Consider the following 25,309-nt stretch of genomic DNA (forward strand, 5'->3'; position numbering starts at 1 on the left):
TGGACACGATCGTTCGTCGATCATGGCCTGGAACTTCTCGCCGACGATCTGGGTGAGGTCGGCCCGGATTTCGACGCGGCCGTCGTCGGTGGTGTGCGCGTTGACCGCGTTCAGCGATGGGTCGTCGGCGGCCGGTACGCTGGTGTCGGAGGTGTCCGCCAGAGTGTTGACGATGGCTCGGGCATGCTTGAGTACTTGCGTCGGCGTCGCACCGGACAGTGCTTGGGCGATGAGTTCGAGCTCATACCGTGAGCGCTTGTCGTCGGAAAGCGCCTCACCACAACGCTTGTCGATCTGGTGCATGCCTCGGACGATGGCGTCGACGATCTCGCTGGACAGCCGCCCGTCGGCCGCGTGACGCGCCAAAGCGGGCAGGTTGGGCAGGGCGTCGACACTGCGCATGGTGCGAAGAGCGGCGACCGGGGCATGGCCTGACTCGATCAGCAGTTTCTTGGTGGTGCTGCCCGCTTTCTGGGCGACACAGAGGTCGTCGAGTTGCGCTGTGTGGGTGACGATCTGGTGGTCGACGGTGTTGCGGATCAGGCGCAGTGTCTCGAGGGCGTCGAATGTTGCTCTGCCGGTTGGGTCGTCGGCGGGTGGGGTGGTTTCGATGAGCTGATCGAGGAGGGTGGCGAGCTCTGGCATGACTCCAAGGTACCGGAACATTCGTTCGATTTCGAGAAAATTCCACAGGCCGAGAACCACGAATTCATCGACTGTGCAGCATATTTCGTCGTCTGTGCGTCGATTCGCGTTGAGTGGGCGTGGATTGTTGACAAAGGTGTACTCCAGTCACACTCGTCCCGCAATTCGGTTCACGTTCGATCGGCCTGATTGCGAGCGGTTTTGAGTTCGGCCTGGGGTGTAGACCCCTTCGAGGCTCGTCGCTTGCGCTCGTCGCGCCTCGGGGACGGAGGGGGTCGGTGCTTGCGCTTCTCCCGTCTCGGGGAGCGGGGGAGGGTTCGTTTCTTGCACCTCAGTAAGTACGGCCTGGCGGCCGTTGTGGACTACGAAAAGCACTCGTGAGCGTTCAGACTTCTGCTTGCTGAGGTGCGAGCGAAGCGAGCCACGAAGGGCTCGCAAGGTGCCTCATCAGGGCCCTTCGTGGCTCGTCGACCTCGACGCGCTCCTTCGTCGCTTGCTCGGCCCGGCGGCTTGCGCTCCTCGCACCTCAGGGACCAGGGGTTTGCGGTTCTTTCGGATCAGGAAGCATGCGTACGCTTCCCGCACCTCGGACGCGCAGGCGTCTTGTCGTGCACCTCGGTCGCAAAGGGTTTGTCGCTTAGGGCGGCTGGATGTATGTGAGATTCTGGCTGATCGGGGGTGTGAAGAGATGACGAACAGCAACACGGCGCGGTCGGGTGGCGATGACACCGGTGGCGAGACACGTTCGAGACTCTTCGGTTTCGAGTGCGACGGGGCCGGTTGCCGCGCGGAGGTCCTCGACTACTCCGGATGTGATGTGACGACGGTGATCTCGGACGCGGATTACTTCTTCACCGATCAGGACGAGTTGTGGTCGCTCGCTGTCGGCGACGATCGAGCCGACCATGAGCGATTGGTGTGGCTGTCGGGGTACGACTATCGGGAGCCCGCTCGAACACGGGTCGAGCGGGCAGGGCGAGCCGAGATGCAACTGCGATATCTTGCCTCCCGCTCCGCAGAGTCACGACCGGTGGTGCTTCCCGACGACCTGCGGCTCATCCGCATGTTTCCCGAGTGGGGCGCCGGACCACTCTGGGAGAACTTCACCGAGAACTACCCCGCCGACCCATTGCGCCTGGGCCTCGACCCCGAGCTGGCAGCGGAGCTCACCGAGTGGAACGACGTGTGGAACGCGCGTCCACACGACGCCGACCTCGACGACGAACCCGGATGGACAGCCGCCGGAGTCGCGCTACACGCTCGCGTCCAGTCCGCGCTGGCCGGAGTCGCCGAGGTGGCCGCGCAGTTCGTGTTCTAGGCGACGCCCACGCGGACGCGACCAGCGAAACCCCACGCCACAAGCACATCGCGCCGGATCCGTATGCATCCGGCGGGAGTTTTCCCTCTCGGAGAGGAAAACTCTGGTCGCCGGGGTTCGCGATGTCTAGACATGCACGGTGACCTTGTTTGTGGACATCACCCCGGACGAAGCGGGTGGTGGGGCGGAGCGCACGTCGCCCGGCGGTTCGTCTCGCGCGCGATCGCTGTTGACCCGGGTGGGACTCCCGTTGCTCTCGGTGGTGCTGTTCGCCGCCGTGTGGCAGGTCGTCGCCGTCAGCGGGATCTGGAGTGAGACCTTCGTGCCGCGCCTGGGCACCGTGTGGCAGGCCTTCGTCGACATGTCCACGACGCACGACGGAATCCGCGGCTATGCCGACTATTACTGGTGGGAACACCTGTACATGACGCTGCGCCGGGTTTTCGCAGGTGTGGCGATCGGCGTGATCCTCGGCGTGCTGCTCGGTCTGGCGATGGGAACGGTGGGGTGGTTCCGACGCCTGCTAGAACCGTGGCTCACGTTCCTGCGCGCTCTACCGCCGCTGGCCTACTTCTTTCTGTTGGTCATCTGGCTCGGCATCGACGAGGCGCCGAAGATCACGCTGCTGGCATTGGCCGCGCTACCGCCCGCGGCGGTGGCGACCACCGCCGCCGTCAGTGCCGCGCCGGTGAGTCTCATCGAGGCGGCGCGCGCGCTCGGGGCCTCGCGATCCGAGGTGATCCGCGACGTCGTCGTACCCTCGGCGCTGCCCGAGACCTTCACCGGCGTGCGGCTTTCGGTCGGCATCGCGTATTCCTCCGTGGTCGCTGCCGAGCTCTTCAACGGCATTCCCGGAATCGGTGGCGTGGTCAAGGACGCCAGCAACTACAACAACACCCCCGTCGTCCTGGTCGGCATCATCGCCATCGGTCTGTCCGGACTGATCATCGACGGGCTCCTACGAACAATCGAGCACCGAGTGGTGCCGTGGCGCGGAAAGGCCTGAAAGACATGACAATCACACGCAAAGGGGCCGGTTCGTCCCGGGTGCGCCGGTCGCGCTTCGGCGCGGTGCTCGGGATGATCGCCGCAGTGGCGTTGGTGCTCGCCGGTTGCTCGGTCGACAACTCCGGGGACGACAGCAAGCCGACGATCCGGCTCGCCTACCAGTCGTTCCCGAGCGGCGACCTGATCGTCAAGAACAACGGGTGGCTCGAAGAAGCGCTGCCGGACTACAACATCAAGTGGACCAAGTTCGACTCCGGTGCCGACATCAACACGGCGTTCGTCGCCAAGGAGGTCGATTTCGCCGCCATCGGCTCCAGCCCGGTGGCCCGTGGACTGTCCGCGCCGCTGAACATCCCGTACCAGGTGGCCTTCGTCCTCGACGTCGCCGGCGACAACGAGGCCCTTGTCGCGCGCAACGGAACCGGCATCGAGACCGTCGCCGATCTCAAGGGCAAGCGGGTGGCGACAGCGTTCGCCTCGACCGCCCACTACAGCCTGCTGGCCGCGCTGAACCAGGCCGGCGTGAACCCGAAGGACGTGAACCTGATCGATCTGCAGCCGCAGGCCTCGCTGGCGGCCTGGCAGCGCGGCGACGTCGACGCGGTCTACACCTGGCTGCCCACGCTCGACGAATTGCGCCAGGACGGAACGACTCTCATCGCCAGCCGGCAATTGGCCACCGCTGGCAAGCCCACGCTCGACCTCGGTGTGGTCTCCAGTGAATTCGCGACGGCGAACCCTGAGGTCGTGAACACCTGGCGGCAGGTCCAGGCCCGCGCGCTCACCCTCATCAAGGACGACCCGCAGGCCGCTGCCGACGCCGTCGCCGCACAGCTGGGCACGACCCCGGAGGATGCGGCCAACCAGTTGAAGCAGGGCACCTTCCTCACCGTCGCGGAGCTGACCAGTCCGACGTGGCTCGGTACCCAGGGCAACCCGGGCAATCTCTCCGAGAACCTACACAGCGCGGCGGTGTTCCTCGCCGAGCAGCAGCAGATCCCGGCCGCACCGCCGATCGAGACCTTCCGCGAGGCCATCTACACAGAGGGATTGCCGGGTGTCCTCGAACAGCAGTAGTCCGCCGGACCGACCCGAGGGGCGACGCGGCTCGATCCGTCTGCACAACGTGTCCCAGAGGTACGGGACAGGTGCGGACGCCGTGACCGCGGTCGGCCCGGTCGACCTGGACGTCCCGCCGGGCGAGTTCCTGGTGCTGGTGGGTGCGTCCGGATGCGGCAAGTCCACCCTCCTGCGACTCATCGCCGGGTTCGAACCCGCGACGGTGGGGAGGGTGGAGGTGTCGGGAGGCGCCCCGGTACCCGGGGTGACCTCCGGAGTCGTCTTCCAGCAACCGCGCCTGTTCCCGTGGAAGACGGTGGGCGGCAACGTCGATCTCGCGCTCAAGTACGCGAAGGTCCCCAAATCCGAACGGGTGGCACGCCGCGCCGAACTCCTCGAACGCGTCGGTCTGGACGACACCGCCGGCCGGCGCATCTGGGAGATCTCCGGCGGGCAACAGCAGCGGGTGGCCATCGCCCGTGCGCTGGCGGCCGATACGCCGTTGCTGCTGCTCGACGAGCCGTTCGCGGCGCTGGACGCCCTCACGCGGGAACGGTTGCAGGAGGATGTGCGGGCGGTGAGCGCGGACAGCGGACGCACCAACGTCTTCGTCACCCACAGCGCCGACGAGGCAGCGTTCCTGGGAAGTCGGATCATCGTGCTCACCAAACGACCGGGACAGGTCGCACTGGACCTCACCTCGACGTTGCCGCGCACCGGCGTCGAACCCGACGAACTACGCGGTTCACCCGAATACGCCGCCCTGCGCGCCGAGATCGGTGCCGCGGTGAAGGAGGCCGCCGTGAAAGATGCTGAGGTGAAGGATGTCGCGGTCGCATGAGCGGCCGGGCCTTTTCCTCAGCGTGGGCTCAACCCTGTCCGGTGGCGCGGCGGCCGGTTAGAAAGTGGGGGTGCCCTCCCTTCCAGCGTCGTCCGCCACAGCAGTGGCTTCGACTCGGCTCGTCGACCTCGACGCGCTCCTTCGTCGCTTGCTCGGCCCGGCGGCTCCGCTCCTCGCCGGCTCAACCAGCGGAAATACGCGAGGCGCGTTCGGCACGATCAGCGCACACCAGGGCACCCTCCACTCGATGAACTGGGCGGACGGATCGCATCACGGTTCGCCGCCGGCGCACCCCGCTCCGACCCCCGCCTGCATCGACCTGGAGAACAATCCTCATGACCACCACCTCCCACCCCGTCGTCCCCACGCACCGTCCTGACGCCGGAACCATCTCCGGCGGAGTCGAATTCGACATCGACGAGTTCGGCCCGAGTTTCGGTGCCGAGATCCGCGGCGTCGACGTCGCATCCGCCACCGACGCCCAGGTGTCCGCGCTGCGCCGGGCGCTGATCGACTACAAGGTCATCGTCCTGCGCGACCAGCACCTCGACGACGAGGCGCACATCCGGTTCGGGAACCGGCTGGGAGACCTGACCTTCGGGCATCCGGTGTGGAACAGCGGCGACGTCCCCGGCGAGGTCTACTCGCTCGACAGCGCAGACAACGGCTTCGCCGACGTGTGGCACACCGATGTCACCTTCATGCCGCGTCCGCCGATGGGCTCGATCCTGCGTCCGGTTGTGTTGCCGCGCAACGGCGGTGACACCAACTGGGCGGACGCCGAGCTCGCGTACCAGTCGCTGTCGGAACCGGTCCGGCGGATGATCGACGGACTCAGCGCGGTACACGACGGCAACCGCGAATTCGGTTACTACCTCAAGCAACGACGCAACGGCCGCGGCAACACCTGGGACGGTGAGGAGGTCACCGAACTGGTGCCGGTCACCCATCCGGTGGTGCGGATTCACCCCGAGACGGGCCGGAAGTCGTTGTTCGTCAATCCCGGTTTCACCTCGCACATCGACGGCGTCTCCGAGGCGGAGAGCCGCGGCATCCTCGACCTGCTCTACGCACACCTCACCAAGCCCGAACACATCGTCCGGCACCGTTGGCGTCTCGGCGATCTCGTCCTCTGGGACAACCGGAACACGCTGCACTACGCGAACCGCGACTACGGCGACGCCCGCCGGGTGATGCACCGGATCACCCTGCGCGGCGAGGCGCCCATCGGACCTGCCTGACCGCAACCTCCCGACGATCCCGAACTCCCACCATCGGCCACCCGGCCGGCGGTGGGAGTTCTCGTATGCCGCTCAGTGCGTCGTCCACGAGCCGGGACCAGCTTATTCAACCGAGGGGTTGACAAGTTCGACGATCCGGCGCACCATCGTATTCAACCAAACGGTTGAGGAGGTCGGATGGCAGACGAGTTGTCCAAGGTGTTCGCCGCACTCGCGGACCCGACGCGGCGCGACATGGTTGCGCGGCTGGCGGTCTCGGATGCGACGGTCAGCCAACTCGCCGAACCGTACGACGTCAGTATCCAGGCCGTCTCGAAGCACCTGAAGGTGCTGCAGGACGCCGGCCTGGTGACCCGAACCCGGGAGGCCCAAACCCGTCCGGTCCATCTGGAAGCAGAGGTGTTCGACCTCATGACCACATGGATCGAGCGGTACCGGAAGCGGGCGGAGGAGCGCTACCAGCGCCTCGACGCGTTGCTCGCCGAGATGAACGACGGCCCCGAGGCCCAGCATCCGACGGTGTCGGACCCCGAGGTCGAACAACCACTCCACAAGGAAGGAAAGGTGTCATGACCGCAACGCAGACCCGCTATCCCGAGGCCGCCATCGAGGCCGACAAAGAGGTCCCCCTCATCCGGATCACCCGCGACTTCGGCGGAACTCCCGCCCAGCTGATGAAGGCCCACACCGACCCCGAACTCTTCGTCCGGTGGGTCGGGCCGGACGCGATCAGCAGCCGGGTCATCGAGTGGGATGTCCGCGACGGCGGCAGCTGGAGCTATGTCTCCACCCACGAGGGGCAGGAGTTCGGATTCCGCGGGTGCTTCCACACCGTGGGCGAAGACAAGATCGTGCAGACGTTCACCTTCCTCGGCATGCCCGATGCGGTGTCGCTGGAGACCCTGTGGTTCGAGGATCTGGGCGACGGCACGACGCGGCTCCACGCCCAATCCCTGTGCGACAGCTTCGAAGCGCGCGACGGTTGGCTCGCCTCGGGCATGGAGGTCGGCGTGAACGAGGGATACGCCGCACTCGACCGCATGCTCACCGAGGGCGAGATCTGATCGTGTCCGGCGTGACCCTGCCGGAACTGGATGCATCGTCGCGTCACCGAGAGGTGGCCTCCGACTTCGCGGAGGCCATCGCCGACGTCCGCGACTGGGAGGCGCCCACGCCGGTCGACGGGTGGGTGGCACGCGACGTCGTGGCCCACCTCGTCGACTGGTTCACCGGCTTCCTCGCCGCCGGTGGGGTGGCCCTGCCCGCGGGACCCGCTGTCGCCGACGACCCGGCCGGGGCGTGGTCACAGCACGCCGCCTCGGTGCAGGCACTCCTCGACGGACCGACCGCCGAGGACACGTTCACCCACCCGATGGCGGGCGAGCATCGACTCGTCGAGGCAATCGACCGGTTCTACACCGCCGACGTGTACATGCACACGTGGGATCTCGCCCGATCCCAGGGCGTCACCCCCGACCTCGACCCCGGATTCGCCGGACAACTGCTCGAGGGCATGGCGTCCATCGACGACATCCTCCGCAGTTCGGGTCAGTACGGTCCGAAGGTCGAGGTGGACGCCGATGCCGACCCGGTGAGTCGCCTCATGGGATTCATCGGCCGGGACCCGCGGTGGACGCCGGCGACGAGGAGTGATGACGAGCACGCGCTCGACAACGCGGAGTAGCCTCGATGAGGTGCCAGACGACAACTTCACCACGCATGGCTCCCAGTCGACCGAAACCCGGCATCCGTCACCCCGAACCCTGGGTGAACTGCGTGCCAGCGGTCACGTGCAGCGCAGTGTGCGCGACGAGATCCGCAACAACCTCCTGTCCGCACTCCGCGAGGGGCGCGACCCCTGGCCGGGCATCGTGGGCTTCGAGGCGACGGTCATCCCGCAGTTGGAACGGGCGCTGATCGCCGGCCACGACGTCGTCATGCTCGGCGAGCGCGGCCAGGGCAAGACCCGCATCCTGCGCACCCTCGTCGGGCTCCTCGACGAGTGGACGCCGGTCATCGCGGGTTCCGAGCTGGCCGAGCATCCCTACGAACCCATCACCCCCGGGTCGATTCGGAAGGCCGCCAACCTGCTCGACGATCTGCCGATCGAGTGGCGTCACCGTTCGCAGCGCTACAGCGAGAAGCTGGCCACGCCGGACACCTCCGTGGCCGACCTCGTCGGTGACATCGACCCGATGAAGGTCGCCGAGGGTCGCAGCCTCGGCGACCCGGAGACGATCCACTTCGGGCTCATCCCGCGCTCGCACCGCGGCATCGTGGCCATCAACGAGCTGCCCGACCTCGCCGAGCGCATCCAGGTGTCGATGCTGAACGTGATGGAGGAGCGCGACATCCAGGTCCGCGGGTACACCCTGCGACTGCCGCTCGACGTCCTGGTGATGGCCAGTGCCAACCCCGAGGACTACACCAACCGCGGCCGGATCATCACCCCGCTCAAGGACCGCTTCGGCGCCGAGATCCGGACGCACTACCCGCTCGAGCTCGACGACGAGGTGTCGGTGATCGAGCAGGAGGCGGATCTGACCGCCAGCGTCCCGACCTTCATCACCGAGATCCTGGCGCGGTTCACCCGCTACGCCCGTGACCACCCGTCGATCGACCAGCGATCGGGAGTCTCCGCCCGCTTCTCCATCGCCGGTGCCGAAACCGTTGCGGCCGCGGCGCTTCACCGGGCGACGGTGACGGGCGAGGACCAGGCGGTGGCACGCGTGGTCGATCTCGAGTCGGTGATCGAGGTGCTGCGCGGCAAGATCGAGTTCGAGTCCGGCGAAGAGGGCCGGGAACTCGAGATCCTCGAGCACCTGATGCGCAAGTCCATCGCCGACGCGGTGCGTGCCCACCTCGGCGGCGTCGACATGGCGCCGCTCGTCGCCGCCCTCGAGAACGGCGAGCCGGTGGTCACCGGCGACCGGGTGCGTGCCGACGACCTGCTGGGTTCCATCCCGTCGCCGGACACCACGTCCGGCGTTCTCGACCAGATCGCCGAGCGCCTCGAAGCGGACTCGGACGGGGAGCGTGCCAGTGCGGTCGAGCTCGCGCTCGAGGGACTCTTCCTCGCCCGTCGGATCGGCAAGGAGGCCGACGAGACCGGGCAGACCATCTACGGCTAAGCCCTTCGTGGCTCGCTCCGCTTGCACCTCAGGGGGCAGGGGCTCGCTGCGAGAGCGAGAGTGCAGGAACCGCCTTTGCTCCCTGAGGTGCGAGGAGCGTTAGCGACGAGCCACGAAGGGTTCGCGACAAACGAGGAGAACACATGGCGCGCAAGAGCTTCCACCGTTCGCGCTACCAGCGGTACAGCGGCGGCCCCGATCCGCTCGCGCCGCCGGTCGATCTGCGCGAGGCATTGGAGACGATCGGCGACGATGTCATGGCCGGCGCGTCGCCGCAGCGGGCGCTCCGGGAACTGCTGCGTCGCGGGACACCGAACATGCGCGGACTCGACAAGTTGCGCGAGCAGATCAACCGTCGCCGGCAGGAACTGCTGAAGAAGCGCAACCTCGACGGCACCTTCGCCGAGATCCGCGAACTCCTCGACCGTGCGGTACTCGAGGAGCGCAAGCAACTCGCGCGTGATCTCGACGACGACGCCCGCTTCGCCGAGATGCAGATCGGGAGTCTGCCGCCGTCGACCGCCCAGGCCGTCGAAGAACTGTCGGAGTACAACTGGCGCAGTCCGCAGGCGCGTGAGGACTACGACAAGATCAAGGACCTGCTCGGCCGGGAATTGCTCGACCAGCGCTTCGCCGGCATGAAGGAAGCGCTCGAGGGGGCGAACGAGCAGGACCGGCAACGAATCTCGGAGATGCTCGGCGACCTCAACGAGCTCCTCGCCGCGCACAACCGGGGCGAGGACACCACCGAGGCATTCGACGAGTTCATGGCCAAGCACGGTGAGTTCTTCCCGGAGAACCCGCGCAACACCGAGGAACTCATCGATTCCCTCGCCCAGCGCGCGGCCGCGGCCCAACAGTTCTACAACTCGCTGACCCCCGAGCAGCGCGCCGAGCTCGACCAGCTGGCGCAGCAGGCGTTCGGGTCGCCGGACCTCATGAACCAACTGGCGCAGATGGATTCGCAGCTCCGGGCGGCTCGACCGGGTCTGGACTGGGACGACGCGCAGTCGTTCTCCGGCGACCAGCCGATGGGACTGGGCGAGGGGGCCGCGGCACTACGCGACATCTCCGAACTCGAGGCGCTCTCCGAGCAGCTGTCACAGCAGTATGCCGGCGCGCAGATGGACGACATCGATCTCGACGCGCTCGCCCGGCAGCTCGGCGACGACGCGGCGGTCGACGCGAGAATGCTGGCCGAGCTCGAGAAGGCGCTGTCCGAGCAGGGCTTTTTCGACCGCACCGCAGACGGTCAGCTCCGGCTGAGTCCGAAGGCGATGCGCCAGCTGGGTCAGTCGATCTTCCGCGACATCGCCGAGCAGCTGTCGGGCCGCCGGGGCGATCGCCAGACCCGCCAGACCGGACTGCTCGGCGAGCCGACCGGCGCTTCCCGGGAGTGGGAATTCGGCGACACCGACCCCTGGGACGTCACCCGGACCGTGTCGAATGCGGTGCTGCGCACCGTGTCCGAGACCCACGAACCGTCGCTCGCGACGTCGGAGATGGCGCGATCGGGAGTGCGTATCGACGTCCGCGACGTCGAGGTCTCGGAGACCGAGAGCCGTACGCAGGCTGCGGTGGTCCTGCTCGTGGACACGTCCTTCTCGATGGAGATGGAGGGCCGGTGGACGCCGATGAAGCGCACCGCGATCGCCCTGAATCATCTGATCTCCACGCGCTTCCGCAGCGACGAACTCCACCTAATCGCATTCGGAAGGTATGCGCGGTCGATCGACATCGCCGAGCTCACCGGTCTGCAACCGCGGATGGAGCAGGGGACCAACCTGCACCACGCACTGTTGCTCGCCCAGCGGCACCTCCGGCGGTTCCCGAATGCGCAGCCGGTGGTCCTGGTGGTCACGGACGGGGAGCCGACCGCGCATCTCGATCCGAGCGGGGAACCGTTCTTCTTCTATCCGCCGCACCCGCAGACCATCGCGCTGACGGTTCGGGAACTCGACCATGTCGCGCGAATCGGCGCCCAGGTCACGTTCTTCCGTCTCGGCGAGGATCCCGGGCTGGCCCACTTCATGGATCAGATCGCCCGCCGGATCGGCGGACGCGTGGTGGCACCGGACGTCGACGGCCTCGGCGCCGCCGTGGTCGGCGACTATCTGCGGGCCCGGAAGGGGCGTCGGCGCGGCTGATCGACGCCCCGTCGATGAGCGCCGCGGCGACGTCGGCCCGAATGTGTCGGCGCGAGAATGTCAGACGGTCTTCGGCTTTCGGCCGGCGATGATCCAGAGCACGATGCCCACCAGTGCGAGCAGGCCGCCGAATCCACCGCCGACGACTGCGAGCAGCACGCCGCCGACACCGCTGAGGATGCCGGACGCGTCGATGGATGCGACGACGGCCGGCGAATCGCACTGGAACGAGTAGGTGCCGGATTCCACGACCTCGAACGAATCGAACGATTCGACCCCGGAACCGTCGAAGGTGAACTCGGTCGTCGAGTTCGTACCCGACGCCAGCGCAGCGGGACCGGTGATCTCGCAGGCGGGTACGCCGTTCGTGCTGCTGCTGCTGAACAACTGGAACTCGTCACCGGCGTCGTAGTACTGCTCGGCGGTGGGGTTGACCTCGAACGCCTTGTCGGCCACGTTCCCGATACCGGCGATCGCCATGACCACCCCGACGGTGACCGACAGGACCAGGATCAGCACACCGAGCAGGGTCAGGATCTTGCCCCACCGCCGCATCCCGGCGCGGTCCTTGCGCGGGGCGGGGGGCGGCGGGTAGCCCGGGTACGCGGGTTGTCCATAGCCGCCCGATGGCGGGTGACCGCTGCCGTGGAAGGGCGACTGCGGATGGTTCGGCTGGCCGTACGGGGACTGGCCCGGATCGTAGGGCTGGCTCATCTTCGCCTCCGATGTACGCCGGTCGGCCGTCCCGCCCGGACTCGTTGAATTATGCCGCTCGGCCGGGTCTTTCGTCGGGCAGTTGGCCAGAGGGGTCGTCGATGCGAGGTACCGGCCCGACGACTCCTCGGGGTCGTCTCCGGGGAAAGATCAGGGTGGTCGTGCCGGACTCGGGCAACTAGGGTTTCCAGACGTGACCCAACCCGGCGATTCACCGATGCCCGACGACCGGCGTGCCCGACTCCGCGCCGCGGATGCGGACCGCGAACTGGTCCACGAGATCCTCTCCGCCGCCATGGCGCACGGCAGCCTGTCTCCGGTCGAGTACGAGGAGCGGGCCGGAAAAGCGGTCCTCGCCAAAACCTTTGGCGACCTCGACGCCCTGACCGACGATCTCCCGGTGGCACAGCTCGGCGTCGCGATGCCTGCGGCCAGCCTGTCCCCGGGCCCGCGGGTGACGGGCGGCAGCGCGGACACGGCCGTCCGCCACCGGTTGGCCATCATGTCCGGGAGCGAGCTGTCCGGGACGGCGGTGGTCGCTGATCAACTCACCGCCACCGCCATCATGGGCGGGGTCGAACTGGACCTTCGCGAGGTGGAGTTCACCGCGCCGGTGCTGACGGTCCAGTGCGTGGCGATCATGGGCGGGGTCGAGATCAAGATGCCCGACGGAGTGACCGTCGAGATCGGGGGACTGGGCATCATGGGCGGATTCAGCGGCCGGTCGCGAAAGGCGTCCCGGCCCGGCGCGCCAGTGGTACGGGTGACCGGACTGGCGCTGATGGGCGGCGTCGACGTCAAGTACGTGCCCCGGGAGGAGCCCGACGCCTGAGGAAGTTCAGGCGAGCAGCAGGGCGATGATCATGATGGTGGGTATCGACGTGAGCGTCGTGATCAGTGCCGTGTCCCGGGCGAGGATCTGGCCGCGCCGGTAACGGGTCGCGTACACCAGGACATTCTGCGCGGTCGGCAACGCCGCGATGACCACCTGCGCGAACAACGCCTCGCCGGTCTGCCCGAATCCCCAACGGGCGATGGCGTAGACGGCCAGCGGCATGACGATCATCTTCAGCACGCTTGCCAGTGCGATGTCGCGGCGGGGGCTCGCACCCTTCTTGAACACCGCGACGCCGGTGAGCGACAAGCCGAATGCCAGCAGCGCCGCCGGCACGGAGGCGTCACCGAGCATCTTCAGCGGGGACATCACGGCCGCGGGCGGGCTCCAGCCGATCAGCGAGACCGACAGACCGGCGAGTCCGCCGACGACGATCGGATTGGTGATCGGCGCGACGAGCGAGTCCCGCAGCAGCGATCTTCCCGAATTCCGGTCCAGCGCGGTGAGATCCAGCGCGAGCAACGCGATCGGTGAGTAGATCAGGATCTGGAACAGCAGCAGCGGCGCGATGAACGACGCGTCGTCGAGAACGAAGATCGCGATCGGAAGACCCAGATTGACGCTGTTGACATACGACGACGACAGGCCGCCGATCACGAGTTCGGGAACCGCGCGTCGAAACCACAGTTTGGCGACGACGACGTACACCGCACCGATCAGAAAGGCGCTGCCGCCCGCGATCACCAGGGTCGAGGAGAAGATGACCGACAGATCGGAGGTGACCATGGAGTGGAACAGCAGCGCCGGGGTGAAGACGAAGAACACCAGGCGGGAAAGGACTTCGTGGGCGTGGTCGCCGATGACACGCGTGCGCCCGAGGAGATATCCCACCCCGACTACAATGAAGATCACCGTGAAGCCGGAGATGACGCCAGACACCGGTTGAGTCTAATCGTTAGGCTGGTGAACACATCGTGTCGGATCTACATGGGGGTTGTGCGTGAGTTATCCACCGGGACAGGGCTCGGGCCAGGGCCAGGACGACTGGGGTACGGTTCCGAGCTCGGGGTCCTCGGGCAACTCGGGTCCCAACCTCTCCAAGGGTGACCAGGGCCAGGGTCCCGCACCGGAGTACGCGCCGACCGAATACGGCCAGACCTACCAGCCGGGTCCGTCGTCGGACCCCTATGGCCAGAACGCCTACGGTCAGAACCCTTACGGTCAGGAGCAGTACGGGCAGAGTCCGTACGGATCGCCGGCCGGCAACCAGGGCTACGGGACGCCGAGCCAGGATCCCTACGCACAGCCGCCGGGTGGAGCCTACGGTCAGGTCAACGATCCCTACCAGGCGCCGGCGTACGGCGGCGCGTACGGGTCGCAGAACCCCTACAGCGCGGCACCCTACGGCGGCGGTTACGGATACGCGCCGCCGCAGAAGACCAACGGCAAGGCGATCGCGGCCCTCATCTGTGGCATCGTCGGCGTCGTCTCGCTGATCGCCTGCTTGTTCTTCTCGTTCTTCCTGTCGATACCGGTCGGCATCGCGGCCGTCGTGCTGGGGTTCATGGCGCGACGGGACATCGAACAGTCCGGTGGCACGCAGAGTGGTTCGGGGATGGGCCTGGCCGGGATCATCACCGGCGCGCTCGCCATCGTCGGTGGCGTGGTGTGGACCGTTCTGTTCATCGTCCTGATCGTCGCCGGCGACACGAGCTCCTCCACCTACTACTACTGAACGAATCTCGGGCCGATCCGGGGTCGTGTTCACCGACTCCGGCCCAGTTCGGAGCCCTTTCTCACTAAGCTGTGCGTGATGCACGGCCGGTTGGTCGTGCACGCATCTCCCCGCGTTGTCCCGCTGCGGCACAGCTTGTGAAAGGCATCCGATGACCACTCCGACCGGGGGTAGCGATCCGACGGATCCGGCCCAGGCACCGCAATCCCCAACGTCCGGCCCACCTTCGGACACCTCGGCAACCGACCCGTCGCCGTGGGAACCGACCCAGAAGGCGGCGGTCCCCGACGAGGTGCCGGACTCGGTGCCGGTGACCTCGACCCCCGGGGCCGGACCGGATGACACGGAGATCCCCGAGTCGCACAGTCCGGCCGACGGTGTCACCCGGGTCATCCGCACCGGTGGACTGTCGAATCCGTCCGCTGCACAGCCGGTTCCGCCGCCACCCGCGCCCAGTGGCCCCGGCGGCCCGGGTCCGGGTGGCCCGGCCCCGTCCGGTTACGACGCCACGCGCGTGATCTCGACGCGGTCCCCGGCGGGACCGCCACCGGGACAAGCCCCACCACCTCCCCGGCCGGGATTCGGTCAGCAGCAGGGCTTCGGTCAGCAGCAGGGCTTCGGTCAGCAGCAGGGATACGGACAGCAGGGATACGGACAGCCGCAGGGTTACGGACCGCCGGGTCAGGGGCAACCCGGACCCGGCCGGCCGGGATATGGACCCCCGCCGGGGTACGGTCAGCCTCCGCAGGGTCCGCCCCCGGGTCGGTCCGGGCAACCGTTCGCCACGCCCGGTGATGCCCGATCCGCGGAATCGGCCTCCGCCGACTCCCGCCCCGAAGGCGGCCGGCACGTCGACGCCGACGGCCCGTCGACCAACAAACTGGCCGTGGCCGCCCTGGTGGCCTCCCTGCTGGGTCTCCTGTGCGTCGGGGTCGGCGGCCTCGTCGGGCTGGTGCTCGGCATCGTCGCGCGGAGACAGATCGCGGCGTCGGGTGGCAGGCAGACCGGTGATGGGGTGGCGCTCACCGCGATCATCATCGGCGCGTTCATCCTCGTCGTGTGGATCGCGTACTGGCTGGTGATCGCACTGACCGACCTGCAGTCACCGTGGAGCTACCTCTGAGAAGTGGGCTCCCCGATGCCCCCCGGCTGGGCCATTTTGGAGCTGGACGTGCTCGCCAGGTAGTCTGGTCGGGTTGTGTGCCGCGGCCGCGCCGGGTCGAGGGGTGCACTGATGGGGCCGATCCAGTGATGCCAGGCGTCACCACCGGCCACGCAGACCACAGTAGGAGAAGGGCTCAACCATGGCTGTACCGAAGCGCCGGATGTCGCGGGCGAACACCCGTAGCCGTCGTTCGCAGTGGAAGGCGGAAAACCCCGCACTGCAAGAAGAGAAGGTGAACGGCGTCCCCGTGCGGATTCCGCGTCGCCTGGTCAAGGCGGCTCGCGCCGGTCTCATCGACCTGGATCGTCGCTAGCCTCGTTCGGTCGCCGTACCGGCGCCGCACTGTCATACCGATGACCGCCCCTGGTTCGCCCGGGGCGGTCATTCGCGTGCTGACCGACCGGCCTTTCCCTGGATAGCGAGGTGATCTCGTGGTGCTCGACGTGCTCAACTTCGCGGGTATCGCGGTGTTCGCTGCGTCGGGGGCGATGCTCGGGGTCCGCAAGGACTTCGACATGTGGGGGATCGTCACCGTCGGCGTGCTCACCGGGGTTGGCGGCGGCGTACTACGCGACGTCTTGCTGGGGATCACCCCGCCCGCGTCGATCAGCGGGTGGGGTCCCATCGTCACCGCGACGGTCGCCGGCCTCGTCGTCTTCTTCTTCCATCCCGCCTTCACGGCACTGCACCGGTCGATACTCGTGCTCGACGCATTCGGGATGGGGCTCTTCGCGGCCACGGGTGCGAGCATCGCCCTCGACGTCGGGGCGAGCCCGTTCGCCGCGACGACCGTCGGGCTCCTCACCGCGGTGGGTGGCGGCGTCCTCCGCGACATGATCTCGAACGAGATCCCGCTCCTCCTCACACCCGCCGACCTCTACGCCGTACCCGCGGTACTCGGTGCCGCCATCGTCGCGGTCGGCGCGACGTACACCTCGGCGGCACACTGGATCTGGCTCGTCGTCGGATCTGTCTTCGCGACCGCGCTGCGCCTGGTGAGCCTTCGGTTCGCGCTGCGGCTCCCGACCGCACGACGCTGACCTTGCCGCAAACCCACCCTTTCTCCGTGAACCCACCCGGTCCGAGCGCGGTGGATCTACGGAAAAGGGGTGGGTTTACGGATCACTCGACGCCGCCGAGTCGAAGTGCTTTCTTGATCTGCGCGTAGAAGCGCGCCTTGTCGGCGAGGTCCGGCCATGTCCACCGCACGACGGTGTACCCCTGCGCGCGCAGCCGGTCCTCACGCGCCTTCTCTTCGACCACCGTCTGCCACGCGGGCTCGTCGCCGAGGCCGCCGCTGTACTTGATCATGCCGTCGAATTCGCCTATCACCCTGTTCGCCAGCAGGAAGTCGACGCGAGCGATGAACACGCCGTGGTCGTCGAAGATCTTGACCTGCTGTCGTGGTATCGGCAGGTCGGGGAACTCGAGCATGACTGCGCGACTGAGGGATTCGCCGATGCTCTCCGACGATGCGTTCGCGTGTGCCAGCGCGCGGCGGAGCATCTCGACCCCCTTGAATCCTCGGCACGAGTCGAGGATCTGTCTCATTCGGTCCGGATCGGCGTTACGTCGAAGCGCGGCGTCGAGCACCGCGAGGGCCTGCCGGTTGGTTCCCAGTCGGGCGACATCACATGCCGTGCGCTCGATGGATGTCACCGTGACCCCGTCGATGAGGTCGATGTCCTGCGGCTTGACGGTGGCCTGATGTCTGACGATGTGCTTGGCCCGTTTGCCAACTTTCGGCGACGTCACATGGACCTGCGACAGGTCGGGCCACAGCATCGGCAACCTGTGCATGGCAGCTGACGAAGTGTGACTGAAGATCCGACCGGGTCGTCCAGCCCTTGCCGCGGCAATGACGGTCAAGCGGTGCTTCTCGACTGCCTGGAGTTCGCTGACCGCGGAGAAGTCGGCCAACGCGCCCGGCCAGAGCCGCACGAGGGTCTTGTTGCCGACCATGTGCTGCAACTGTTCATCACTGATGTGGGTGCCGGCGGTTTCTTTGCGGAGAATCAGGCCATGCGGGTCGGTGGGTAGGTCCATACGAATCAGACGCACGAATGCGCCGTCCGGACCCACCTTCCGACAAACCCACCCCTTCTCCGTAGACCCACCTGGTTCGAGAGTGGTGGGTTCACGCAAAAGGGGTGGGTTTGCGGGTGGTGGGGTTACTGCGCGATGTACTTGTTGACTGCCCGGTTCAGGAAGTTCGGGATGAACTTGGCGGCGTTCTGCAGGAACAGGGTCTGCGCGCCGACGGAGTAGCTGGTGCGGTGCAGCAGTCTGTCCTGACGGGTCGGGTGCACCGACTCCCAGATCTTCTCGGCGACCTGTTCGGGAGTGATCCGGATGCCCAGGGTCTTCGTCGACTTGGCGCCGCCGGTGGCGAGGGCGGTCTTCGCCCACAGGGGCCAGATGCTGACGACGCGGATGTCGTCGTGCTCCCATTCCAGTTCGAGCGCCTCGGTCAGGCCCGCGACGAAGAACTTGGTCGCCGAGTAGACCGCGATGCCGGGCTGGCCGTAGATCGCCGACGCCGATCCGATGTTCACCAGGTGCGCGCCCGGAGTCTTCTTCAGGTACGGGTATGCGGCCTGGGCGCCGAGCGCGACGCCGAGGGCGTCGATGTCGATCTGCCGCTTGATCTGGTCCGGCGTGATGTGGTCGATCTGGCCCTCGTGGAGGATGCCGGCATTGTTGTCGAGGACGTCGAGTGTGCCGCCGGTGTGCGAGGTGAACTCGGCGAGAGCTTCGGCCCACTGCTCCGGCTCGCGGACGTCGAGGGTGCCGGTGATGAAGTCGGGATGGTCGGCCTTCACCTTCGCCAGCGCGTCGGCATCGACGTCGTAGACGCCGACTGTCCACCCGTCGCGGCCGAAACGCTCCGCGGTGGCGAGACCGATTCCGGCAGCGCCGCCGGTGATGAAGATGGAGGGCATGGAGAACTCCTTGCAACTGAACGGACGGCTTCGACGCCGCTGACCTGCGAGGACGATCCTCGGCGCTGAACTTACCGGTGAGTATATTCGTCGATTCGTTTACTCGGTCACACGGCGGTGCTATCTTGACAACACGCATTGTCATTACATCGATCATTGTCACGATCGACGACGACCGGGAAGTGAGTTCTCCATGACCGCCGCGATGGAACGATCCGAGAATGTCATCAGTCTCCGGGACCAGGGCACCGAGGAGGTCTCGGCACGGCTGTTGGCGTCGGCCGCCCGGCTGTCGCGCAACGCGATGACCGAGATCGACTGGTCGAAGCCGATGGACCCCACCAAGTACGGGTGCAGTCCGGAATGGTCGTCGCTGTACGGGACCGCGTACTGGGACGAGCTCACCGAGGAACAGCGGATCTCGGTGACTCGCCACGAGTTCGCCTCGATCATGAACATCGGGATCTGGTTCGAGATGATCCTGCAGGAGATGGTCATCCGCGACCAGTACCTCGGCGACTACCACGGTTCGGAATTCCAGTTCGCGCTCACCGAGGTCGCCGACGAGTGCCGACACTCGTTGATGTTCGCCAAGGCGTCGGAAAAGATGGTCGGCGCCTCCTACCATCCGTCGAAGAAGGTCTCGCGCCTCGGCAAGATCTTCATGCAGACCGCGAAGAACGAGGTCGCCTACGCCGGCATCCTGGTCGCCGAGGAGGTCCTGGACGTCTTCCAGCGCGGCTGCATGCGCGACGACCGCGTGCTCGACTTCATCCGCACGGTCAACGAGATCCATGTGCTGGAGGAATCGCGCCACATGAAGTTCGCGCGCGAAGAGGTGCGTGACTCGCTGGAGGGCGTCAGCTGGGCGCGCCGCCAGTTCAGTGCGTTCGCGGTCGCCGTCGGCGCCTACTTCATCGTGACGAGTCTGGTGCAGCCCAAGGCCTTTGCCGACGCCGGGCTCGACGTCGACCGCGCGGTCCGGGAGATGCGCAGCAACTCGCACTTCCACTCGATGATCCGCAGCAGCTGCGCGCACCTCATGGAATTCCTCGACGAGGTCGGACTCCTGACCAAGCCCGCCATGCGGTACTACCGGAAAGCGCACATGCTCTGATGTTCGTCATCACCCAATCGTGTTGCAGTGACGCAGCATGCGTGGCCGTGTGCCCGGTCAACTGCATCCATCCGACACCGGAGGAGCGCGGCTTCGGCAGCTCCGACATCCTGCACATCGATCCCGAGGCGTGCATCGATTGCGGCGCATGCGCCGATGCCTGCCCCGTCGACGCCATCTATCCGGCGGACAAACTCGGCACCCGGGACAAGGTCTTCATCGACATCAACGCGGACTACTACAAGACCAACCCGGAGGTTCGCTCGGGATGGGCGCCCATCGGTGCCGACTCCGCGTCGTCGATCACCTATCCCGAGGTGCCGAAACTGCCTGCGGGACTTCGGGTCGCGCTGGTAGGGACGGGTCCCTCCGGGGGGTACGCCCTGCGCACGCTGCTCGACCGCACCGAGGCGCGGGTCACCGTCATCGACAAACTCCCCACTCCCGGTGGGCTCGTGCGCGCCGGCGTCGCCCCGGACCACCCGGGCACCAAGGGCGTGCTCCGCGGGTTCGACCTGCTCTACCGCGACCCGCGCGTCACGATGCTGACCAACGTGACCATCGGGGACGGCGCCGACCAGATCACCCCGGCCGAACTCGCGGAGCATTTCGACGCGGTGTTCTACGCGGTCGGTGCCAGTGAGTCACGGCGCCTGGGTATCCCGGGCGAGGACCTTCCGGGTTCGACGTCGGCCACCGATCTCGTCGCCTGGTACAACGGCGTGCCCGGTGTCGATGCCGGGCCACCGCTGCGCCGCGGAACCGCCGACGACCCGGCGACGGGTCGTGCGGTTGTGGTCGGTACGGGCAACGTGGCCCTCGATGTTGCGCGAATCCTCGTGTCCCCGCCGGACTTGTTGGCCACCACCGACATCGCCGACCGGGCGCTCGAGCTGCTCGCCGAGCAGAACGTACACGAAGTGGTGCTGCTGGGCCGTCGTGACCAGGCGTCCGCAGCCTACACCGCGGCCGAATACCGTGCGCTGTCGGAGATCCCGGGCGTCGAGGTCGAGGTGATCGAGGACGCCGAAGGTGCCGATCTCGCCCGGTTCCGTCAACCCGCCGACCCGAAGCGCCGTCGGATCGTGTTCCTGTTCCACAGCAGTCCCGAAGAGATCACCGGTGATTCGCAGGTCGAGTCGATCACGGTGCGCACGGGGGAGGGGCGCCACCACGTCGCCACCGATCTCGTGGTGCGCTCGATCGGCTATCGCTCCACCCCGATCCCCGGCCTCACCTTCGACGACGCGCGCGGCGTCTTCAGCAACGTCGACGGTCGCCTCGTCGACGAGACAGGTGCGATCGTGCCGGGCGGATATGTGCTCGGCTGGGCCAAGCGCGGACCCAGCGGCGGCATCGGCGCCAACAAGATGTGTGCGACGCGGACTGTCGAGGACTTCATCGCCGACGCCGCGGCAGGCCGGCTGCCCCGGACCGAACGCGAGCCCGGAGCCTTCGGTGCGTTGGTGCGCGCACGCGTCCGGACGGTGATCGGCTACCGCGGGATGCGGGCCATCGACCGTCGCGAACGGCGTCGCGGCCTCGAACAGGGCCGGCCCCGTGTGAAGTTCACCCAGGTCGCCGAGATGGTGGGCGCCGCGGGATGGCGTCGGACCTGACGGCCACCGCTCCGGTTTCGGGCCGGGGTGCCGCTCTGCCGTGCCACCATCGAGGTTCCGACACGTCGAGGAGGGCCTGATGACCACCGATTCCTACCAGAAGTGGCGAGAGCGATCGTTGTTCGTCGTCTTCCTGTCCGCGCTGGTCACGCAGAACGCCATCGCGATCCCCTACGTACGACAGAACGGGCCGGGGTCGGTCAAGGACTTCTTCGTGGGGGACATCCTGAAGACGACGCCCGGACGGTTCGCGATGGTCGACCTGACGTTCGTCGTCATCGGCTTCCATGTGTGGGCTCTCGCGGAGGCCCGCCGCCTGCGCATCCTGCCGTGGTGGCTGGCGTCGGTCGTGCTGACCTTCGGCGTCGGCATCGCCACCGCAATCCCGTTCTTCTTCCTCGCCCGGGAGCGTGCGCTGGGTTCGCGGTAGCGGAACCGCGCGCTCGGTGGCGCTCTCGCGGGCGGGCCGGGCCGGTGAGAACCAGACAACGTCGCCGTAACACCGAGGCAAGTCGCATTTCATGCGCCTCGCGGATAGTGGCGGAATGTCGAGCACTCCACAATTCCTGCAGGGTGTCTACGCGTTTTCCGGTTCGGGCCTGTCGAAGCCGGGGCCGATCGATGCGTCGCTGACCTTCGTCGTCCCGCCCGGGATGACTGCTCAGCCGTTGTACTTTCGCGGCGGCAACAGCTCCGACGAACTCATCTGCGTGACCCTGGTTCGCGACGGCACGCCGATGCGGATGTTCCCGATGGGCGCGAGGTCGTCGGTCAACGTGCCGTTGCGGGTCGTCGAAGACGTGGAACCCGACACCACCCTGGAGCTCCTCCTCGCCGCGCCGGAGGGCACGAGCGGTGAGGTCGTCGTCGACTTCGGGATGGTCATCTTCTGATGGGCGACGAGCACCTGACGCCACCGGTTCCCACGCGTCGGCTGGTCGTGGTCGGCAACGGCATGGCCGGCGCGCGCACCGTGGAGGAGATCATCTCCCGCGGCGGCCGGGAACAGTTCGCCATCACCATGATCGGCGACGAGCCGTACGGAAACTACAACCGGATCATGCTCAGCCATGTGCTGGCCGGGGAGACCGCGGTCGACGACGACGACCTGATGCTCAACCCGATGGCGTGGTACCGCGAGAACGACGTCACGCTTTACTCCGGTGATCGCGCCGAGTCGATCGACCGGTTCGCCAAGACGGTGAGCTGCGCGAGCGGGCGGATCATCGAATTCGACGTGCTGATCATCGCGACCGGGTCCCACACGTTCTTCCCCAACATGGACGGACTTCGCGAGTCCGACGGCAGGCTCGCACGCGGCGTGTTCGGCTTCCGCACCATCGAGGACACGAACGGCATGCTGCAGATGGCCGCGTCGCGCGACAACGTGCGTGCGGTGGTGATCGGCGGCGGGTTGCTCGGACTCGAAGCGGCCTACGGACTGCAAACGCAGGGTGTGGCCGTCGACGTCGTGCACTCGCCCGGGCACCTGATGAACCAGCAGCTCGACGAGCGCGGCGGCAAGGTGCTGCGCAATCAGATCGAGGCGTTGGGGGTCGGCGTCCACACCGGCAAGCGGACGACGGCGGTGTTGCGCAACGACGACGGGACCGTCGCGGGAGTCGGTTTCACCGACGGGGGTTCGCTGCCCGCCGACATGATCGTGGTGACGGCCGGCATCCGTCCCAACGTCGAGATCGCCCGCGGCGCAGGTCTGGTCGTCGAGCGCGGCATCGTCGTCGACGACCAGATGCGTTGCGAGGACGAGGCCTTCATCTACGCGGTCGGGGAGTGCGCGCAGCACCGCAGCGAGGTGTACGGTCTCGTCGCACCGCTGTGGGAGCAGGCGGTCGTGCTCGCCGACGTCCTCACCGGCGCGAATCCGGCTGCCGAATACCACGGTTCGCGACTGACCACCAAGCTGAAGGTCGCCGGTGTCGACGTCGCGGCCATGGGGGTCAAGGGACCGGAACGCGAGGACGACGAATTCGTCCAGTTCTACGAACCACGCAACGGCGTCTACAAGAGCGTCGTGGTCCGTGACAACAAGCTCATCGGAGCGATGCTGCTGGGCGACATCTCGAAGGTCAACTTCCTCACGCAGGCCTTCGACGACAAGGTACCGCTCCCCGACGAACGCATCTCGATGCTGTTCGACCTGGGCACCCCCAGCGCCGAGACCGGGGCGGCCGAGCTCGCCGACGACGTGCAGGTGTGCAACTGCAACGGGGTCACCAAGGGCGACATCGTGGCCTGCGTGGCGTCGGGGTGCACGAGCGTCGGCGAGGTGTGCGCGAAGACCCGCGCCGGCAAGGGATGTGGTTCCTGCAAGGGGCTCGTCGCCGACATCGTCGAACTCGCAGCGGGGGACGAGCTCACCGCCGACGCGTCCGCCGATTGGTACGTCCCGGCCATCCCACTGACGAAACCCGAACTGATAGACGCCATCCGACGGCAGGACCTGCGGTCGGTCAGCGAGGTGTTCGACAAACTCGCGCCCGGCGGCGAGGACGCGACCGCCAAGATGCCGCTCGCCTCACTGTTACGGATCATCTGGGGTTCGGAGTGGAAACGCGAACCCGGTGCACTGTTCGTCAATGACCGAGTGCACGCGAACATCCAGCGTGACGGCACCTTCTCGGTGGTGCCGCAGATGAAGGGCGGGGTGACCTCACCCGAGCAGTTGCGCAAGATCGCCGACGTCGCGGAGAAGTACTCGATCCCGATGATCAAGGCGACCGGTGGGCAGCGACTGGATCTGCTCGGCGTGAAGAAAGAAGACCTGCCAAAGGTCTGGGAAGATCTCGGCATGCCGTCGGGGTACGCGTACGGCAAGAGCTTCCGGACGGTCAAAACCTGTGTCGGCACCGACTATTGCCGATTCGGTCTCGGCGACTCGACGCAGCTCGGCATCGACATCGAGACGCGCTACCAGGGTCTGGAGTCACCGGCGAAGCTGAAGCTCGCGGTGACCGGGTGTCCGCGCAATTGCGCCGAGGCGCTGTGCAAGGACTTCGGCGTGGTCGCGATCGGTGACGGCAAGTGGGAGATCTACGTCGGTGGCGCCGCCGGCGCGCACATCCGCAAGGGCGACCTGCTGGCCACCGTGAATTCGGCCGACGAGGTGATCCGGTTGTGCGGCATCTTCATCCAGTACTACCGCGAGCAGGGCAAATGGCTGGAGAGGACGTACGCGTTCGTACCGCGCATCGGCATCGAGGAACTCCGCGCGATCATCGTCGACGACCGTGACGGACTGGTCGCCGGGTTGCAGGAGCGGATCGACGCCGCGGTCGAGGCCTACGTCGATCCCTGGCTGGACCGCGCCGAACCCAAATCGCCCGCGCAGTTCACCTCGGCGCTTCCGCTGCTGCCGCTGCCCCGGGTGCCGGTCCGATGACCAGCGTGTCGGCAGACGCCGGCGTCGTCGTGGGGCAACTGGACGACCTGCAGGTCGGCGAGAGCCGCGCATATGCGATGCAAGACAGGCAGATCGCGGTGTTCCGCCTGACCGACGGGACCCTGCGCGCCACCGACGCCGTCTGCCCGCACCGCGGGGGACCGCTCGCCGACGGCCAGTTCGATCTGGGCAAGGTCGTGTGTCCGTTGCACCAGTACGCCTTCGAACTGGCCGATGGCCGATGCACCTCGGACGGTATCGACTCCATCGGCGTCTACCGCGTCGAGGACCGGGACGGGGACATCGTCGTCTGGTTGGGTGCTCCTGCGGGCGTTGGTGACAAACGAATGCTCCCTGAGGTGTGAGGAGCGATAGCGACGAGCCACGAAGGG

General features: G+C 67.1%; 25 protein-coding genes and 1 pseudogene. 21 read left to right on the top strand and 5 right to left on the bottom strand.

The annotated features are described in order from the left end of the window. Positions 1 to 666, bottom strand: a pseudogene (locus M4D77_RS17180) (HNH endonuclease); the annotation flags it as partial. A gap of 667 nt (positions 667 to 1,333) precedes the next feature. Here M4D77_RS17180 and M4D77_RS17185 point away from each other — a divergent pair. The 10 genes from M4D77_RS17185 (at position 1,334) to M4D77_RS17230 (ending at position 11,390) form a co-directional block, all read left to right on the top strand. Further along, positions 1,334 to 1,963, top strand: coding sequence for a hypothetical protein (locus tag M4D77_RS17185; protein ID WP_259936780.1), 630 nt, complete (start codon positions 1,334 to 1,336; stop codon positions 1,961 to 1,963). 139 nt (positions 1,964 to 2,102) lie between these two features. Then, positions 2,103 to 2,969, top strand: coding sequence for an ABC transporter permease (locus tag M4D77_RS17190; protein WP_159370340.1), 867 nt, complete (start codon positions 2,103 to 2,105; stop codon positions 2,967 to 2,969). Positions 2,970 to 2,974: 5 nt separating this feature from the next. Continuing rightward, positions 2,975 to 4,048 carry an ABC transporter substrate-binding protein gene (locus tag M4D77_RS17195; protein WP_139115449.1) on the top strand — a complete coding sequence of 358 codons (1,074 nt, stop codon included), beginning with the start codon at positions 2,975 to 2,977 and terminating at the stop codon, positions 4,046 to 4,048. Continuing rightward, the gene (locus tag M4D77_RS17200; protein ID WP_259936781.1) at positions 4,029 to 4,871 is read left to right on the top strand and encodes an ABC transporter ATP-binding protein; all 843 of its coding nucleotides are present in this window, start codon (positions 4,029 to 4,031) and stop codon (positions 4,869 to 4,871) included. The genes M4D77_RS17195 and M4D77_RS17200 overlap by 20 nt, the downstream gene beginning before the upstream one ends. Before the next feature lie 335 nt (positions 4,872 to 5,206). Further along, positions 5,207 to 6,112 carry a TauD/TfdA family dioxygenase gene (locus M4D77_RS17205; protein WP_137808924.1) on the top strand — a complete coding sequence of 302 codons (906 nt, stop codon included), beginning with the start codon at positions 5,207 to 5,209 and terminating at the stop codon, positions 6,110 to 6,112. A 177-nt stretch (positions 6,113 to 6,289) separates the two neighbouring features. Next, entirely contained in the window at positions 6,290 to 6,685 is a 396-nt protein-coding gene (locus tag M4D77_RS17210; protein WP_065630232.1) for a helix-turn-helix transcriptional regulator, read from the top strand. Then, positions 6,682 to 7,176 (top strand): SRPBCC domain-containing protein, encoded by a 495-nt coding sequence (locus M4D77_RS17215; protein WP_259936782.1) that lies wholly within the window; start codon positions 6,682 to 6,684, stop codon positions 7,174 to 7,176. Before M4D77_RS17210 ends, M4D77_RS17215 begins: the two co-directional genes overlap by 4 nt. An 11-nt stretch (positions 7,177 to 7,187) precedes the next feature. After that, positions 7,188 to 7,796 carry a maleylpyruvate isomerase N-terminal domain-containing protein gene (locus M4D77_RS17220; protein ID WP_068970438.1) on the top strand — a complete coding sequence of 203 codons (609 nt, stop codon included), beginning with the start codon at positions 7,188 to 7,190 and terminating at the stop codon, positions 7,794 to 7,796. Further along, positions 7,765 to 9,243, top strand: a complete 1,479-nt coding sequence (locus M4D77_RS17225) for a sigma 54-interacting transcriptional regulator (protein WP_058251515.1) — start codon at positions 7,765 to 7,767, stop codon at positions 9,241 to 9,243. The genes M4D77_RS17220 and M4D77_RS17225 overlap by 32 nt, the downstream gene beginning before the upstream one ends. A 143-nt stretch (positions 9,244 to 9,386) precedes the next feature. Further along, complete coding sequence (locus M4D77_RS17230; RefSeq protein ID WP_068970428.1) at positions 9,387 to 11,390, top strand: VWA domain-containing protein; 2,004 nt, start codon at positions 9,387 to 9,389, stop codon at positions 11,388 to 11,390. A gap of 60 nt (positions 11,391 to 11,450) precedes the next feature. On the opposite strand, the gene M4D77_RS17235 is transcribed toward M4D77_RS17230, so the two are convergent. Continuing rightward, positions 11,451 to 12,104 (bottom strand): hypothetical protein, encoded by a 654-nt coding sequence (locus M4D77_RS17235; protein WP_068970429.1) that lies wholly within the window; start codon positions 12,102 to 12,104, stop codon positions 11,451 to 11,453. A 193-nt stretch (positions 12,105 to 12,297) separates the two neighbouring features. Here M4D77_RS17235 and M4D77_RS17240 point away from each other — a divergent pair, with 193 nt between their 5' ends. Continuing rightward, a complete protein-coding gene (locus tag M4D77_RS17240; protein WP_189340049.1) occupies positions 12,298 to 12,936 on the top strand; it encodes a DUF1707 domain-containing protein in 639 nt (212 codons plus the stop codon). 6 nt (positions 12,937 to 12,942) lie between these two features. Here the strand turns inward: M4D77_RS17240 and M4D77_RS17245 are convergent, their stop codons facing one another. Further along, positions 12,943 to 13,878 (bottom strand): AEC family transporter, encoded by a 936-nt coding sequence (locus M4D77_RS17245; protein ID WP_165630349.1) that lies wholly within the window; start codon positions 13,876 to 13,878, stop codon positions 12,943 to 12,945. Between the two features lie 61 nt (positions 13,879 to 13,939). Here M4D77_RS17245 and M4D77_RS17250 point away from each other — a divergent pair, with 61 nt between their 5' ends. The 4 genes from M4D77_RS17250 (at position 13,940) to M4D77_RS17265 (ending at position 16,879) form a co-directional block, all read left to right on the top strand. Continuing rightward, positions 13,940 to 14,674, top strand: coding sequence for a DUF4190 domain-containing protein (locus tag M4D77_RS17250; RefSeq protein ID WP_068970431.1), 735 nt, complete (start codon positions 13,940 to 13,942; stop codon positions 14,672 to 14,674). 151 nt (positions 14,675 to 14,825) lie between these two features. Next, complete coding sequence (locus M4D77_RS17255; protein ID WP_259936783.1) at positions 14,826 to 15,797, top strand: DUF4190 domain-containing protein; 972 nt, start codon at positions 14,826 to 14,828, stop codon at positions 15,795 to 15,797. 181 nt (positions 15,798 to 15,978) lie between these two features. After that, complete coding sequence (gene rpmF / locus M4D77_RS17260) at positions 15,979 to 16,152, top strand: 50S ribosomal protein L32 (protein ID WP_004020060.1); 174 nt, start codon at positions 15,979 to 15,981, stop codon at positions 16,150 to 16,152. A 118-nt stretch (positions 16,153 to 16,270) separates the two neighbouring features. Next, complete coding sequence (locus M4D77_RS17265; protein WP_259936784.1) at positions 16,271 to 16,879, top strand: trimeric intracellular cation channel family protein; 609 nt, start codon at positions 16,271 to 16,273, stop codon at positions 16,877 to 16,879. A gap of 82 nt (positions 16,880 to 16,961) precedes the next feature. Here the strand turns inward: M4D77_RS17265 and M4D77_RS17270 are convergent, their stop codons facing one another. Together M4D77_RS17270 and M4D77_RS17275 are read right to left on the bottom strand one after the other, a co-directional pair. After that, positions 16,962 to 17,885 (bottom strand): hypothetical protein, encoded by a 924-nt coding sequence (locus M4D77_RS17270; protein WP_259936788.1) that lies wholly within the window; start codon positions 17,883 to 17,885, stop codon positions 16,962 to 16,964. A 125-nt stretch (positions 17,886 to 18,010) separates the two neighbouring features. Then, positions 18,011 to 18,781, bottom strand: a complete 771-nt coding sequence (locus tag M4D77_RS17275; protein WP_259936785.1) for an SDR family oxidoreductase — start codon at positions 18,779 to 18,781, stop codon at positions 18,011 to 18,013. A 193-nt stretch (positions 18,782 to 18,974) separates the two neighbouring features. On the opposite strand from M4D77_RS17275, the gene M4D77_RS17280 reads away from it, so the two are divergent. The 6 genes from M4D77_RS17280 (at position 18,975) to M4D77_RS17305 (ending at position 25,282) form a co-directional block, all read left to right on the top strand. Beyond that, positions 18,975 to 19,898 carry a diiron oxygenase gene (locus M4D77_RS17280; RefSeq protein ID WP_004020056.1) on the top strand — a complete coding sequence of 308 codons (924 nt, stop codon included), beginning with the start codon at positions 18,975 to 18,977 and terminating at the stop codon, positions 19,896 to 19,898. After that, the gene (locus M4D77_RS17285; protein ID WP_259936786.1) at positions 19,898 to 21,517 is read left to right on the top strand and encodes an FAD-dependent oxidoreductase; all 1,620 of its coding nucleotides are present in this window, start codon (positions 19,898 to 19,900) and stop codon (positions 21,515 to 21,517) included. Before M4D77_RS17280 ends, M4D77_RS17285 begins: the two co-directional genes overlap by 1 nt. A 79-nt stretch (positions 21,518 to 21,596) precedes the next feature. Continuing rightward, entirely contained in the window at positions 21,597 to 21,947 is a 351-nt protein-coding gene (locus tag M4D77_RS17290; protein WP_058251506.1) for a DUF2834 domain-containing protein, read from the top strand. A 115-nt stretch (positions 21,948 to 22,062) separates the two neighbouring features. Further along, positions 22,063 to 22,410, top strand: a complete 348-nt coding sequence (locus tag M4D77_RS17295) for a molybdopterin oxidoreductase (RefSeq protein ID WP_205333052.1) — start codon at positions 22,063 to 22,065, stop codon at positions 22,408 to 22,410. Then, positions 22,410 to 24,917 carry a nitrite reductase large subunit NirB gene (nirB, locus tag M4D77_RS17300; protein ID WP_259936787.1) on the top strand — a complete coding sequence of 836 codons (2,508 nt, stop codon included), beginning with the start codon at positions 22,410 to 22,412 and terminating at the stop codon, positions 24,915 to 24,917. Before M4D77_RS17295 ends, nirB begins: the two co-directional genes overlap by 1 nt. Further along, the gene (locus tag M4D77_RS17305) at positions 24,914 to 25,282 is read left to right on the top strand and encodes a Rieske (2Fe-2S) protein (protein WP_065630218.1); all 369 of its coding nucleotides are present in this window, start codon (positions 24,914 to 24,916) and stop codon (positions 25,280 to 25,282) included. Before nirB ends, M4D77_RS17305 begins: the two co-directional genes overlap by 4 nt. The last annotated feature ends 27 nt before the right edge of the window (positions 25,283 to 25,309 follow it).

The sequence above is a fragment of the Gordonia sp. p3-SID1431 genome (assembly GCF_025143765.1).
Classification (GTDB): domain Bacteria; phylum Actinomycetota; class Actinomycetes; order Mycobacteriales; family Mycobacteriaceae; genus Gordonia; species Gordonia hongkongensis.